A 13,110-nucleotide genomic window follows, 5' to 3' on the forward strand; every position below is an offset into this window, starting at 1 on the left:
GCTACCACGGCGTCCACGGCGGGGGTGATCTCTGATGGCCCTCTCGGTGCGCGAGTACCGTGCGCGGATCAAGTCGACGGAGTCGATGAAGAAGATCACGCGCGCCATGGAGCTGATCGCCGCGTCCCGCATCATCAAGGCACAGCAGCGGGCGCAGGCGGCAGCGCCGTACGCCCGTGAGCTGACCCGTGCGGTCTCGGCCGTGGCGACGTACTCCAATGTCGACCACGCCCTGACCACGGAGCCGGAGAACCCGACCAAGGCCGCGGTGCTGATCGTGACCAGCGACCGCGGTCTGGCCGGCGCCTACTCCTCGAGCGTGCTCAAGGAGGCCGAGCGCCTCCTCGAGAAGCTGCGCGGTGAGGGCAAGAAGGCAGACCTCTACGTCTCCGGACGCAAGGGCGAGGCCTACTTCCGGTTCCGCGGGCGCCCGATCGTGCAGAGCTGGACGGGCTTCTCCGACCAGCCGACGTACGACGTGGCGCACGACATCGGCGAGACGCTGATCCAGGCGTTCCTCAATGACGACGACACCGCGGCCGACGAGGGGATTGCTCCCGGAGTCGACGAGGTGCACGTGGTCTACACGCGGTTCCGCTCGATGCTGGTCCAGGAGCCGACCGCCGTTCGTCTGCTTCCCCTGGAGGTCGTCGAAGGTGAGGAAGCCCCGGAGGAGTCGGAGCTGCTGCCGCTCTACGAGTTCGAGCCGTCGCCTGCCGACGTCCTCGACTCCCTGCTGCCGCGTTACGTCCAGAGCCGCATCTTCTTCGCCCACCTGCAGGCTGCCGCTTCCGAGCTGGCTGCCCGTCAGAAGGCGATGAAGGCTGCGACGGACAACGCGGACGAGCTCATCAAGAAGTACACGCGTATTGCCAACCAGGCCCGCCAGGCCGGCATTACCCAGGAAATCAGCGAGATTGTCGGTGGCGTCAACGCCCTTGCCGACGCCAACGCCGGCCAAGACTGAAGCGGAGAAGTGAGATAAATGACTGCCACTGTTACTGAGGGCAACGAGACCACCGCGGGTGGTGTCGGCCGCATTGCCCGCGTCATCGGCCCGGTCGTGGACATCGAGTTCCCGACCGACTCGATGCCCGGCATCTACAACGCACTCACGTGCGAGTTCGAGCTGAACGGCGAGACCAAGACGATCATCCTCGAGGTCGCCCAGCACATCGGTGACGGCATGGTGCGCGCCATCTCGATGAAGCCCACCGACGGCCTGGTCCGTGGCGGACAGATCATCGACACCGGTGAGTCGATCACCGTGCCGGTGGGCGACGCCACGCTCGGCAAGGTCTTCAACACCACCGGTGACTGCCTGAACCTCGAAGAGGGCGAGACCCTCGAGGTCAGCGAGCGCTGGGGCATCCACCGCAAGGCTCCGGCCTTCGACCAGCTCGAGTCCAAGACCCAGATGTTCGAGACCGGCATCAAGGTCATCGACCTGCTCACGCCCTACGTGACCGGTGGAAAGATCGGCCTGTTCGGTGGTGCCGGTGTCGGCAAGACCGTGCTGATCCAGGAAATGATCGCCCGTGTGGCCAAGAACCACGGTGGTGTGTCGGTGTTCGCCGGTGTCGGCGAGCGCACCCGTGAGGGCAACGACCTCATCGTCGAGATGGAAGAGGCCGGCGTCATCGGCCAGACCGCCCTCGTCTTCGGCCAGATGGACGAGCCGCCGGGCACGCGTCTGCGGGTCGCCCTGTCGGCACTCACGATGGCGGAGTACTTCCGCGACGTGAAGAACCAGGACGTGCTGCTCTTCATCGACAACATCTTCCGGTTCACGCAGGCCGGTTCCGAGGTCTCCACGCTGCTCGGCCGCATGCCGTCCGCCGTGGGTTACCAGCCGAACCTCGCCGACGAGATGGGTCAGCTCCAGGAGCGGATCACCTCGACGCGCGGTCACTCGATCACCTCGATGCAGGCGATCTACGTTCCCGCCGACGACTACACCGACCCGGCGCCGGCGACCACCTTCGCCCACCTGGACGCGACCACCGAGCTCTCGCGAGAGATCGCCTCGCTCGGCATCTACCCGGCCGTGGACCCGTTGACGTCGACCTCGCGGATCCTCGACCCGCAGTACATCGGCAACGACCACTACAACACCGCGGTCCGCATCAAGTCGATCCTGCAGCGCAACAAGGAGCTCCAGGACATCATCGCCATCCTCGGTGTCGACGAGCTCGGCGAAGAGGACAAGATCATCGTGTCGCGGGCCCGCCGCATCCAGCGGTTCCTCTCGCAGAACACGTACGTCGCCAAGCAGTTCACCGGCATCGAGGGTTCCACGGTCTCCATCGGCGACACCGTCGAGGCGTTCACGAAGATTGCGGACGGCGAGTACGACCACGTCGCCGAGCAGGCCTTCTTCATGTGCGGTGGGCTCGAGGACGTCGAAGCCAAGTGGGCCGAGATCCAGAAGTCGCTCTGATGGCTGAGTCAACCTCCGACCCGCTGCAGGTCGAGCTGGTCGCCGCCGATCGCCTGGTGTGGTCGGGCGAGGCCTCGATGGTCATCGCCCGCACCACCGAGGGCGACGTCGGTGTCCTGCCCGGTCACGCGCCGATGCTCTCGCTGCTGATCGAGGGCGTCGTCGACATCCGCACGCTCGAGGGTGAGACCTGGGTCGCAGCTGTGGAGACCGGGTTCCTCTCGGTCGCCAACAACCGTGTCTCGATCCTCTCCGAGTACGCCGAGATGTCGCACGACATCGACCTCGAGAAGGCCCGTCACGACCTCGAGCGCGCCCAGGCCGCCGGGGAGAACGACGACGCCGCACAAGAGGCCGTCCGCAGTGCCGAGGCCCGCATCAGGGCAGCGGAGAGGGCCTCCTGAGACGAGGGCAGCATCGCCCGCTAGAGTGACGCCACGCGTCGCTTTGGTAGGGAGGGATGGATGCCGCTCTGGCAGTGGTTGGTCGACTCTGTCGGCATCATCCTCGTCCTCGTTGTCGTCTACGGAGTTGCGCTCGTCGTTCGTCGCCGCGCGCTCTCCCGCAACGGCGGCACATTTGAATTGAGCCACCGCGCCCGGTCTGAACAGACCGGGCGCGGTTGGGTTCTCGGACTCGGTCGCTACTCCGGCGAGCGGCTCGAGTGGTTCCGCATCTTCTCGCTCTCGCCCCGGCCGCGCAGCAGCTGGCTGCGCACCGACCTGGTCTACGCCGGTCGCCGCGACGCCGAGGGCACCGAACAGATGTCCCTGTACGCCGAGCACGTGATCGTCGTCGTCGAGTCCGAGGGCGGCCCCATCGAGTTCGCGATGAGTCCGAGCTCCCTGATGGGCTTCCAGTCGTGGCTCGAGGCCGCCCCTCCCGGCGCGGACTGGAACCAGCGCCGGCCGCGGCTCTGACGCCCGTGGTGACCGGCACGTCCGGGCCCACCCTGGCCGCCCGCAACGCGGTGGCCGCGGTCTTCGCCCTCAACGGCTTCTGCTTCGCCTCTTGGGTCTCCCGCATCCCTGACGCCCGTGAGCGCCTCGACCTCTCCAACGGTCAGCTCGGGCTGCTGCTCCTGGCCCTGTCCGTGGGCTCCCTGCTCGCGCTGCCGTTGACCGGCGCCCTGGTCAACCGGGTCGGGGCCGCGCGAGTCGTGCTGATCGGTGCCTGCGTCGACGGGGTCGGCCTGGTGCTGGTCGCGCTCGGGGCCGGGGTCTTCGAGCACACCGCCGTGACCGCCGCGGGACTGCTGCTCTACGGCATCGGGACCGGCACCTGGGACGTCGCGATGAACGTCGAGGGCGCCGCGGTCGAGCACGAGCTGGCGCGCACGATCATGCCGCGCTTCCACGCCGGTTTCAGTCTCGGCACGGTGGCGGGTGCGCTGCTCGGCGCCCTGGCCGCCGGGCTGCACCTGCCGATGCCCGTGCACCTCGGCGCGGTCGCCCTGTTCGCGGTCTGCCTGGTGGGCCCGTTGGTCCGCCGATTCCTGCCTCGCGCCCTCGAGGAGGGTGAGCTGCCGGACCGCAGCGGTTCTGCTCTCGGCGCCTGGACCGAGCCACGAACCTTGCTGATCGGCCTGATGGTCCTGGCGCTGGCCCTCACCGAGGGCACCGCGAACGACTGGCTGGCGGTCGCCCTGGTCGACGGCTACGACGTCGAGCACTGGGTCGGCGTCGCTGGTTTCGCCCTGTTCGTCACCGCGATGACCGTCGGGCGCTTCTGGGGGAGTCGGCTCATCGACCGGCACGGCCGGGTCGGCGTGCTCTGGTCGACGATGCTGGCCGCCGGGGCCGGACTCCTGCTGATCGTCTTCGGCGGACACCCCGCCCTGGTGGTCTCCGGCATCCTGCTGTGGGGACTGGGTGCCTCACTCGGCTTCCCGGTCGGCATGAGCGCCGCCGCCGACGACCCGGAGCATGCGGCGTCACGGGTCAGCGTGGTCTCGACGATCGGCTACACGGCGTTCCTGGCCGGCCCGCCCCTGCTCGGCTTCCTGGCCGAGGAGGTCGGCACGTTGCGCGCGCTGCTGGTGGTCGTCGTACTCCTCGTGCCGTCGGCGTTCGTCGTACCCGCGGCACGTGAGTCGGGCCGTCGTGAGGTCCGCCCCGGTTGATCAGTGGCAGGTACCTCAGGAATCCACGGTTCGAGGCGCAAGAACCCACGGTTCGAGGCGCAGGAACCCACGGTTGGTCAGGACCGCTCGCCGCCGGGGACCCACAGGACGTCACCGTTCTCACGGTTGGCGTGCCGGGCCAGGATGAACAGCAGGTCCGAGAGTCGGTTGAGGTACTTGATCGCCAGCACGTTCATCGTGGCCTCGTGCTCGGCGAAGGCCAGCCAGGCCGACCGCTCGGCCCGGCGTACGACGGTGCGCGCGACGTGGAGGTGGGCCGCGCCGACGGTGCCGCCGTTGAGGATGAACGAGCGCAGCTTCTCGAGCGGCTCGTTGAACTGGTCGCACCAACCCTCGAGGCGATCGATGTAGTCCTGCTCGATGCGCAGTGGTGGGTACTCCGGGTTCTCCACGATCGGGGTGCAGAAGTCGGCACCGACGTCGAAGAGGTCGTTCTGGATCGTGGTCAGGACGGCGACGACGTCGGCGTCGAGATCGCCCTGGGCGAGCGCCACCCCGATCACCGCGTTGGCCTCGTCGACGGTTGCGTAGGCCTCGAGGCGCAGATCGTTCTTCGAGGCGACGCTCATGTCACCGAGACGGGTCTGCCCGGCGTCGCCGGTGCGCGTGTAGATGCGGGTGAGGTTGACCATGCGCCCGAGCCTAGTGCGCCGGACCGACGGCCTCGCGGACCGGTCCGAGAAGGTTGATCGCGAAACCACATGCGTCACACCCGCCACATAGCGGACGGTCCGGTCGCAAGGCGTTCGCACAGGGTGCACCCGGGAAACTCAGTGGAAATTAATGGCCGCAGGGGCAACGCTTTTGGTGTGTGACGCGTCATAGTCTGTGAACACCAGAGTTCGATGGGTGGCAATCGGGTGTCACCGCGAAGGGAGGCGAGATGGACATCATGCGAGACGGATCCACGCTCGTGCTTGCTGGACAGTTCGACGTCCGGAGCACCATGGAAGTGCGCACCGCGATCTACGAGCACATGAGCGCCAGCCTCGACGACGTCGTCGTCGACCTGACCGACGTGTCGACCGTTGACCTCACCGCCCTCAAGGTGCTTGCCGTCGCCACGCGCACGGCCGAGCGCCAGGGCCGCCACCTCCGGTTGCGCGGCTGCGGTCCTTCCGTACGCCGACTCCTGCACATGTCCCACCTCTTCCGACTCGTCGAGGTCGAACGCGAGCCGATCTCCGCCTGACCTCGTCGTGGCCAGCGGGCCGAGTGGCTCATGAGCTGAGCAGCTGCCCGGCAAGGGACAGCATCGCAAGCAGCAACGTTGCCGCGCCGTAGACGACGGCCGCCGAGCAGAGCCCTTGCAGTGCCGGCGCCCACCGGCGTACGGCCGTGTTCAGGCGCAGCAGCACCAGGACGCCGGCAGACAGGACGAACGCGATCACGGAGGCGATGAGGACGAGCACGAGGGTCGGGCCGAACGCGCTGCTGATGAAATCGCCCAGGAAGCCTCCGAGGCTCCAGTTCTCGGCCCCGCTCGCGGCCACGATCAGGGCGTAGACGAACCCGAGCACCAGCACCAGGATCAACGCGAAGGTGCCGACCACCATGATCACGCCGAGCGAGCTGAAGACGGCCGTCCAGACGAGTGGCGCGCGCAGTGTGCTCTCCGGCCTCGGCGGAAGCGGTGCGTAGGGCGGCCACGGCGGGGCCTGGTGCTGCGCCGGCCACTGCTTTCCCGGCCAGGGCGGGGGAGCGGGATGCGGCGGACGAGGCTGGTTCTCGGGCATGCGCCCATCCTGCCCGGTGTAGTCATTGCCACACGTGAGACCGGTTACCGGAAGTTAACGGACGCTCTAGGCTCAGCCCATGAGCTCTGCAGAGAAGCCCGTGGCCAAGGATCGCCCCTGGGTGATGCGCACCTACGCCGGCCACTCCACGGCCGAGGCGTCCAACGCGCTCTACCGCAACAACCTCTCGAAGGGCCAGACCGGACTCTCGGTGGCCTTCGACCTGCCCACGCAGACCGGCTACGACCCCGACTCGCCCCTGGCGCGTGGTGAGGTCGGCAAGGTCGGCGTACCGGTCCCGCACATGGGGGAGATGCGCAAGCTCTTCAAGGACATCCCGCTCACGGAGATGAACACCTCCATGACGATCAACGCGACGGCCATGTGGCTGCTCGCGATGTACCAGGTGGCCGCCGAGGAGCAGAACCCCACGCTGGACCCGGCCGAGGTCGCCAAGCAGCTCGCCGGCACCACGCAGAACGACATCATCAAGGAGTACCTCTCCCGCGGGACCTACGTGTTCCCGCCCGAGCACTCCCTGCGCCTGATCAGCGACATGATCGCCTACACGGTCAACTACATCCCCAAGTGGAACCCGATCAACATCTGCAGCTACCACCTGCAGGAGGCCGGTGCCACGCCGACCCAGGAGCTCGCCTACGCGCTCGGCACCGCCATCGCGGTCCTCGACGCGGTCAAGGCCGCGGGCCAGGTCTCCGAGGAGGACTTCGAGAAGGTCGTCGGCCGCATCTCGTTCTTCGTCAACGCGGGCGTCCGCTTCGTCGAGGAGACCTGCAAGATGCGGGCCTTCGTGCAGCTCTGGGACGAGATCACCCGTGAGCGCTATGGGGTGAGCGACCCGAAGATGCGCCGCTTCCGGTACGGCGTCCAGGTCAACTCGCTCGGCCTGACCGAGGCCCAGCCGGAGAACAACGTCCAGCGCATCGTGCTCGAGATGCTCGGCGTGACGCTGTCGAAGAACGCCCGTGCCCGCGCCGTACAGCTGCCGGCCTGGAACGAGGCCCTCGGCCTGCCGCGTCCGTGGGACCAGCAGTGGTCGCTGCGCCTGCAGCAGGTGCTGGCCTTCGAGTCCGACCTGCTCGAGTACGAAGACATCTTCGACGGATCCCACGTCATCGCGGCGAAGGTCGACGAGCTCGTCGCCGGCGCCAAGGCCGAGATGGACCGCGTGCAGGCCCTCGGCGGTGCGATCGCCGCGGTCGAGTCGGGCTACATGAAGTCCGAACTGGTCTCGGCACACGCCGCCCGCCGTGGCCGCATCGAGTCCGGCGAGGAGAAGATCGTCGGCGTCAACAGCTTCGAGACCACCGAGCCTTCGCCGCTGACCGCCAACCTGGACGACGCGATCATGACGGCCGACCCCAAGGCCGAGGAGGCCGCCAAGGCCTCCGTCGAGGCCTGGAAGTCCGAGCGTGACGACGCTGCCGTGACCAAGGCGCTGGCCGACCTGGCCGAGGCTGCCAAGGGCACCGGGAACCTGATGGAGGCGACCCTGGTCGCCGCCCGTGCCGGCGCGACCACCGGCGAGTGGGCCGGCACCCTGCGCGAGGTCTTCGGCGAGTTCCGGGCCCCCACCGGTGTCTCCGGTGCAGTCGGTGTGGCCGAGGCCGGCGCCGAGCTGACCGCCGTGCGCGAGAAGGTCACCGCCACCGGCGAGGAGCTCGGCGGACGGCTGCGCCTGCTGGTCGGCAAGCCGGGCCTCGACGGTCACTCCAACGGTGCCGAGCAGGTCGCCGTCCGCGCCCGTGACGCCGGGTTCGAGGTCATCTACCAGGGCATCCGCCTGACGCCCGAGCAGATCGTCGCCGCTGCGGTGGCCGAGGACGTGCACTGCGTCGGGCTCTCGATCCTCTCCGGCTCGCACATGGAGCTGGTGCCGGCCGTGCTGAAGGGCCTCGAGGAGGCCGGCATGGGCGACGTCCCGGTGATCGTCGGCGGCATCATCCCCGAGTCCGACGGCAAGGCGCTGGTGGCCAGCGGTGTCGCCGCGGTCTACACCCCCAAGGACTTCGGGCTCACCGAGATCATGGGCGGCATCGTCGACGTGATCCGGCGGGCCAACGGGCTGTAGGTCGTCGGGCCGGGCGTGCGGCGTACGTCACAGAAGGTAAGGCACGCCTAAGCGCGCTTGGTACGATCCTCGGGTGGGCAAGTCCAAGAAGCCGAAGAGCAAGTGCTGCGTGTCCAAGGACCGCTGCAAGCGCTGCCCGCTGCGCATGCTCAAGGAAGGCACGCTTCCCTCGGGCTACACCGTGAAGAAGCGCAAGCTGGTCAAGGTCGACAAGAAGACCGCGAATAAGCTCGCCAAGGCCGCCTGACCCCTCCCGGGTCCGCTCCGCGAGATTGGCGCGAACCAATCCGGGATCGAGTGCGTCTCCTCAAGTGATGGTCCGAACAGCGGACCCGCAGCGATGGGGGAACCTCGTGAAGAAGTCTCTGATGACCCTGGCCCTGACCGCGACCATGGGCACCGTGCTGGCCCAGTCGCCGGCACATGCCTCGGCACCGACGGCGGTGCGCACCGCAGCGTCGGCCAAGGTCAGTGTCGACGCCCAGGTGGTCAACCCGTACGCCGGCACCTCGAAGTGGCGCCTGATGTCGACGGCGAGCGACGTCGACGGTGACGGCACGATCGACGGCATCTCGATCCGCAGGAAGTCGGCCAACGTGTGCTCCGTGCGCGTGACCATGGGGACGCGGGTGGCGGGCACCAAGGACCTCTACACCTCGTGGGGCAACCCGTGCGTCTACCACGGTGACGCGCCGATCGACCCGGTCAAGGGGTCGGAGATCAGCATCCTCACCGGGGTGGGTGCGCACACCGCGTGGCACTCGATCGTCACCTGGCGCAACGGGCGCCTCGTCCTGGAGCGGTCTCCGATTCGTCCCCAGTGGACCGTCGACAGCACGGTGATGGTCCAGGAGGGCGTGCGGCGGACGCGCAACGCGAACGGCGAGATCCGTCTCGTGCACACCGGCGTCACGCGGGGCAATGGGAACCGCTGGGGCGGTCAGGCGGAGACCTACGCCTACCGCAACGGCAAGTGGGTCATCTCGGCGCGCAAGCAGGTCGTCCTCAGCGACGCCGCGGCGTCCCGCGTGGGCGGGTGGCACGTGCGCTACCTGCCCCGCTTCAACCGCTGAGCCCCGCACCACGCGCCCGTGGGGAGAGTTCACCGACAACCCTTGCGGGTCTACGGCAGACTCTCCCCATGGCACGCGTGAACGTGGTCGGGGCGGGAGTCGTCGGGCTCACCTGCGCCATCAGGCTGCTCGAGGCCGGCCACCGGGTCGACGTACTGGCCAGGGACCTGCCCCTGGAGACGACGAGCTCGGTCGCCGCGGCCATCTGGTATCCCTACCGGGCGCTGCCGCAGGACCGGGTGACGGCCTGGTCGGGGGCGTCGTACGCCGAGTTCGTCGGCCTGGCCGGCGACCGCGCGACCGGGGTCCGCATGGTCACCGGCACTGAGGTGTTCACCACCCGCAAGGCAGAGCCGTGGTGGCGCGCGGCAGTGCCCTCGCTCGACCGTGAGACCTCGCTCCCGCCCGGCTTCGTCGACGGCTGGACGTTCACCACGCCGGTCGTGGAGATGCCCCTCTACCTGCGCTGGCTGGCCGAGCGCGTCGAGGAGCTCGGCGGCACGATCACCAGGATGAACCTGCAGGCGCTGCCGACCGGTGGCGACCTCGTGGTCAACTGCGCCGGACTCGGCGCGCGCCACCTGGCCTCGGACAAGTCCGTCGTGCCGGTGCGCGGCCAGGTCGTGGTGGTCGAGCAACGGGGCATCGACCGGTGGGCCATCGACGACGACGGGCCGACGTACGTCGTACCCCGCTCGCGCGACGTCGTCATCGGCGGCACGTCCGACGAGGGGGACTGGAGCCGGACGCCGTCACCCGGGACCGCCCGCGAGATCCTGGCCCGTGCGGCGCGGATCATGCCCGAGATCGAGGGCGCCAAGGTGCTGCGGCACAAGGTCGGGCTCCGGCCGGTGCGGCCCGCGGTGCGCGTCGAGAGGGTCGGGCGCGTCGTGCACTGCTACGGGCACGGCGGCGCCGGCGTCACGATGTCGTGGGGATGCGCCGACGAGGTCGCGGACCTCGTCAACGCCTGAGGGTCGCTAGGCCTTCAGGCGGGCGTTGCGACGGTGCAGGAGCGGCACCACGATGGCGAGGCCCACCACCGCACCGACGATCACGCCGAGGAGTCCCCGGTCCTCGCCGAAGATGCCGACGGCTGCGTAGTGGCCGGCGATGGCCAGCGCCATGACCAGGACCGCGGCGCACATCCGCGTGATGATCTCGGCGAAGAAGAGCTTCGCGAAGGACTCCTGCGGTCGGGCCGTCCCGTGCCGCTGCAGCCTCGGCAACGGCTTCTCGTGGACCACGGCCGCCGGGTTGAGGGGGCCGTAGATGTGCGGGTACGTCGTGTCGCCGACCGTGTCCTCGCGCCATTCCGAGGTGAGCTTGTCGGTCTCGATGGTGAGCAGCACCAGGGGGCCCGGCGCATCGGCGTAGTAGCGCTCGCGGACTGTCTCCCACTGGTCCTCGCGCGACGCGTGGATGAAGCCCTCGTCCTCGAGGGTGCGGCCGTACGTCGACTGCGCGTAGGAGCCGGCCAGCTTGGCGGCGTCCCAGCGCGACTTCTCGGCGATGTGGAAGATCTGCATGGCGCGCATCATGTCAGCACGCGTGCCCGACCTCGCGGACGTGGGTCAGAAGAGCCTGTCGGTGGGGTCGTCGAGGCCGCGCAGGGCGTTGTAGTCGACGGTCACGCAGTGGATGCCGCGGTCGCCGGCCAGCACCTTGGCCTGCGGCCGGATCTCCTGAGCGGCGTAGATGCCGCGCACGGGGGAGAGCAGCGGGTCACGGTTGAGCAGCTCGAGGTAGCGGGTCAGCTGCTCCACCCCGTCGATGTCGCCGCGGCGCTTGATCTCGACGGCCACGGACTCGCCGTTCTCGTCGCGGCACATGAGGTCGACCGGGCCGATCGCCGTCGGGAACTCCCGGCGTACCAGCGTGAGTCCGGGGGAGAGGGTGGCCGGGTGGTCGGCGAGGAGCTCCTGGAGGTGCTTCTCGACGCCGTCCTTCTGGAGGCCGGGGTCGATGCCGAGGTCGTGCTCGGAGTCGTGGTGGATCTCCTCGAGCACGATGCGCAGGGTGTCCTCCGGGCCCTTGGTGGTGCTGCGACTGGTGACGTTCCACTCGAGGTGGCCCTCGTCGTTGACGAGCTCCTTCACCGTGCAGGGAGGCGACATCCAGTTCAGCGGCTTGTAGGAGCCGCCGTCGCTGTGGACGAGGACCGAACCGTCGGCCTTGATCATCAGCACGCGGGTGGCCATCGGCAGATGAGCGGTCAGTCGGCCGGCGTAGTCGACCTGGCAACGGGCTACAACGAGTCTCACGGGAGAGCAGGCTACCCGCAGGCGTGACGAACGCTACGGTCCGATGGGTGAACTTCGGCTACTCATGGGTAGGAACGACGTTTACAGTCTTCGCCATGACCGACACCACTGAGCAGACCTTCCGCGAGCTGGTCTTCCCGTACCTCAACCACGCCGTGCGCATGTACGAGACGTCGTACGCCACCCGCGCGGACATCGACGCTGCCATGCGCTTCGGCTGCGGCTACCCGTCCGGCCCGCTGACCGTCCTGGACGAGCTCGGTCTCGGTGTCGTGCGCGACGTGCTCGCCGCCCGGTTCGCCGAGTCCGGCGACAACCTGCACAAGCCCGCGGACCTGCTCGACGAGCTGGTCGCCGAGGGTCGCCTGGGCAAGGAGTCGGGTCGCGGCTTCTACACGTACGCCGACGGCGCGGTCGTCGCCGACGACGAGACTCCCTCCGCCGACAGCGCGCCGCAGCTGCGCCACGAGATCACCACGGTCGGCGTGGTCGGCACCGGCACCATGGCGTCGGGCATCGTCGAGGTCTTCGCCAAGAGCGGTTACGACGTGGTGTTCGTCGGCCGTTCGACCGAGAAGACCGACGGTGTGGTCGCGGCGATCACCAAGTCGCTGGACAAGGCGATCTCGCGCGGCAAGCTCGACGAGGCCGGCAAGGCCGACGTACTCGCCCGCCTGACCGCGGCCACCCAGCGTGAGGCGCTGGCCGACGTCGACCTGGTCGTCGAGGCGATCGCCGAGGACCTGGCCGTCAAGACCGAGCTCTTCCGCGACCTGGACCGGATCGTCAAGCAGGGCGCGATCCTGAGCACCACGACGTCGTCGCTGCCGATCACCGAGCTGGCCGGCGTGACCGGGCGACCCGAGGTCGTCATCGGCATGCACTTCTTCAACCCGGCCGCGATCATGAAGCTGGTCGAGGTGGTCACCACCGAGCTGACCAGCCCCGAGGTCGACGAGACCGTGCGTGCGCTGACCGCCAAGGTCGGCAAGGTGGCCGTGTCGTGCGGCGACCGCGCGGGATTCATCGTGAACGCGCTGCTGTTCCCCTACCTCAACGACGCCGTCAAGGTCATCGACGAGGGTCGCGGCGACCTCGAGGAGATCGACGCGGCGATCAAGGAGAAGGCCGGGTTCCCGATGGGCCCGTTCGCGCTGCTCGACGTGGTCGGCAACGACGTGTCGCTGGCGATCCAGCAGGAGCTGTACGCCGAGTTCAAGGAGCCGGGCTTCACGCCGGCCGCCGGACTCGAGAAGGTCGTCGCGGACGGTCACCTCGGTCGCAAGGCCGGCCGGGGCTTCCACGACTACAGCTGATTCCGAGAACCAACGGGTCAGGCCGCCCGAGAGGCGGTTTGTCCCG

15 protein-coding genes are annotated in these 13,110 nt (G+C 68.6%); 11 read left to right on the forward strand and 4 right to left on the reverse strand.

The genetic code is table 11. From position 1 onward, the window contains the following. Positions 1-34: 34 nt before the first annotated feature. Genes ASD66_RS23365 through ASD66_RS23385 form a run of 5 tightly spaced genes read left to right on the forward strand, consistent with a single transcriptional unit; the run spans position 35 to position 4,562 of the window. Positions 35-967, forward strand: a complete 933-nt coding sequence (locus tag ASD66_RS23365; protein ID WP_056686446.1) for a F0F1 ATP synthase subunit gamma — start codon at positions 35-37, stop codon at positions 965-967. Positions 968-985: 18 nt separating this feature from the next. Beyond that, complete coding sequence (gene atpD / locus ASD66_RS23370; protein ID WP_056686447.1) at positions 986-2,440, forward strand: F0F1 ATP synthase subunit beta; 1,455 nt, start codon at positions 986-988, stop codon at positions 2,438-2,440. Further along, on the forward strand, positions 2,440-2,844 hold the full coding sequence (locus tag ASD66_RS23375; protein ID WP_056686450.1) for a F0F1 ATP synthase subunit epsilon: 405 nt from the start codon (positions 2,440-2,442) through the stop codon (positions 2,842-2,844). Before atpD ends, ASD66_RS23375 begins: the two co-directional genes overlap by 1 nt. A gap of 60 nt (positions 2,845-2,904) precedes the next feature. Next, the gene (locus ASD66_RS23380) at positions 2,905-3,360 is read left to right on the forward strand and encodes a DUF2550 domain-containing protein (RefSeq protein WP_056686452.1); all 456 of its coding nucleotides are present in this window, start codon (positions 2,905-2,907) and stop codon (positions 3,358-3,360) included. Between the two features lie 8 nt (positions 3,361-3,368). After that, complete coding sequence (locus ASD66_RS23385) at positions 3,369-4,562, forward strand: MFS transporter (RefSeq protein ID WP_235530237.1); 1,194 nt, start codon at positions 3,369-3,371, stop codon at positions 4,560-4,562. A 77-nt stretch (positions 4,563-4,639) separates the two neighbouring features. On the opposite strand, the gene ASD66_RS23390 is transcribed toward ASD66_RS23385, so the two are convergent. Beyond that, positions 4,640-5,215, reverse strand: a complete 576-nt coding sequence (locus ASD66_RS23390; protein WP_056686458.1) for a cob(I)yrinic acid a,c-diamide adenosyltransferase — start codon at positions 5,213-5,215, stop codon at positions 4,640-4,642. Between the two features lie 251 nt (positions 5,216-5,466). Here ASD66_RS23390 and ASD66_RS23395 point away from each other — a divergent pair, with 251 nt between their 5' ends. Further along, entirely contained in the window at positions 5,467-5,775 is a 309-nt protein-coding gene (locus tag ASD66_RS23395) for an STAS domain-containing protein (RefSeq protein WP_056892426.1), read from the forward strand. 28 nt (positions 5,776-5,803) lie between these two features. On the opposite strand, the gene ASD66_RS24610 is transcribed toward ASD66_RS23395, so the two are convergent. After that, the gene (locus tag ASD66_RS24610; protein ID WP_156388878.1) at positions 5,804-6,319 is read right to left on the reverse strand and encodes a hypothetical protein; all 516 of its coding nucleotides are present in this window, start codon (positions 6,317-6,319) and stop codon (positions 5,804-5,806) included. A gap of 79 nt (positions 6,320-6,398) precedes the next feature. Here ASD66_RS24610 and ASD66_RS23405 point away from each other — a divergent pair, with 79 nt between their 5' ends. The 4 genes from ASD66_RS23405 to ASD66_RS23415 all read left to right on the forward strand — a co-directional run bounded on the left by ASD66_RS23405 (position 6,399) and on the right by ASD66_RS23415 (position 10,458). Then, positions 6,399-8,411, forward strand: a complete 2,013-nt coding sequence (locus tag ASD66_RS23405; RefSeq protein WP_056686467.1) for a protein meaA — start codon at positions 6,399-6,401, stop codon at positions 8,409-8,411. 73 nt (positions 8,412-8,484) lie between these two features. Then, entirely contained in the window at positions 8,485-8,658 is a 174-nt protein-coding gene (locus ASD66_RS25075) for a hypothetical protein (RefSeq protein ID WP_200950172.1), read from the forward strand. 106 nt (positions 8,659-8,764) lie between these two features. Then, positions 8,765-9,484, forward strand: a complete 720-nt coding sequence (locus ASD66_RS23410; RefSeq protein WP_156388879.1) for a hypothetical protein — start codon at positions 8,765-8,767, stop codon at positions 9,482-9,484. A gap of 68 nt (positions 9,485-9,552) precedes the next feature. Then, positions 9,553-10,458 (forward strand): FAD-dependent oxidoreductase, encoded by a 906-nt coding sequence (locus tag ASD66_RS23415; protein ID WP_056892429.1) that lies wholly within the window; start codon positions 9,553-9,555, stop codon positions 10,456-10,458. A 6-nt stretch (positions 10,459-10,464) separates the two neighbouring features. Here the strand turns inward: ASD66_RS23415 and ASD66_RS25080 are convergent, their stop codons facing one another. Beyond that, positions 10,465-11,013, reverse strand: coding sequence for a DUF952 domain-containing protein (locus tag ASD66_RS25080; protein ID WP_082599712.1), 549 nt, complete (start codon positions 11,011-11,013; stop codon positions 10,465-10,467). A gap of 45 nt (positions 11,014-11,058) precedes the next feature. Continuing rightward, complete coding sequence (gene nucS / locus ASD66_RS23425; RefSeq protein ID WP_082599701.1) at positions 11,059-11,748, reverse strand: endonuclease NucS; 690 nt, start codon at positions 11,746-11,748, stop codon at positions 11,059-11,061. 95 nt (positions 11,749-11,843) lie between these two features. On the opposite strand from nucS, the gene ASD66_RS23430 reads away from it, so the two are divergent. Beyond that, a complete protein-coding gene (locus ASD66_RS23430) occupies positions 11,844-13,064 on the forward strand; it encodes a 3-hydroxyacyl-CoA dehydrogenase NAD-binding domain-containing protein (protein WP_056892431.1) in 1,221 nt (406 codons plus the stop codon). The last annotated feature ends 46 nt before the right edge of the window (positions 13,065-13,110 follow it).

This window comes from Nocardioides sp. Root151 (assembly GCF_001427925.1).
GTDB lineage: Bacteria > Actinomycetota > Actinomycetes > Propionibacteriales > Nocardioidaceae > Nocardioides.

Bases quoted from the DNA above. Each gene is read 5' to 3' on its own strand.
- atpD (WP_056686447.1), top strand. From the start codon at position 986: ATGACTGCCACTGTTACTGAGGGCAACGAGACCACCGCGGGTGGTGTC.
- ASD66_RS23430 (WP_056892431.1), top strand. From the start codon at position 11,844: ATGACCGACACCACTGAGCAGACCTTCCGCGAGCTGGTCTTCCCGTAC.
- ASD66_RS23390 (WP_056686458.1), bottom strand. From the start codon at position 5,215: ATGGTCAACCTCACCCGCATCTACACGCGCACCGGCGACGCCGGGCAG.
- ASD66_RS24610 (WP_156388878.1), bottom strand. From the start codon at position 6,319: ATGCCCGAGAACCAGCCTCGTCCGCCGCATCCCGCTCCCCCGCCCTGG.
- ASD66_RS23380 (WP_056686452.1), top strand. From the start codon at position 2,905: ATGCCGCTCTGGCAGTGGTTGGTCGACTCTGTCGGCATCATCCTCGTC.
- ASD66_RS23395 (WP_056892426.1), top strand. From the start codon at position 5,467: ATGGACATCATGCGAGACGGATCCACGCTCGTGCTTGCTGGACAGTTC.
- ASD66_RS23415 (WP_056892429.1), top strand. From the start codon at position 9,553: ATGGCACGCGTGAACGTGGTCGGGGCGGGAGTCGTCGGGCTCACCTGC.
- ASD66_RS23375 (WP_056686450.1), top strand. From the start codon at position 2,440: ATGGCTGAGTCAACCTCCGACCCGCTGCAGGTCGAGCTGGTCGCCGCC.
- ASD66_RS25080 (WP_082599712.1), bottom strand. From the start codon at position 11,013: ATGCAGATCTTCCACATCGCCGAGAAGTCGCGCTGGGACGCCGCCAAG.
- ASD66_RS23365 (WP_056686446.1), top strand. From the start codon at position 35: ATGGCCCTCTCGGTGCGCGAGTACCGTGCGCGGATCAAGTCGACGGAG.
- ASD66_RS23405 (WP_056686467.1), top strand. From the start codon at position 6,399: ATGAGCTCTGCAGAGAAGCCCGTGGCCAAGGATCGCCCCTGGGTGATG.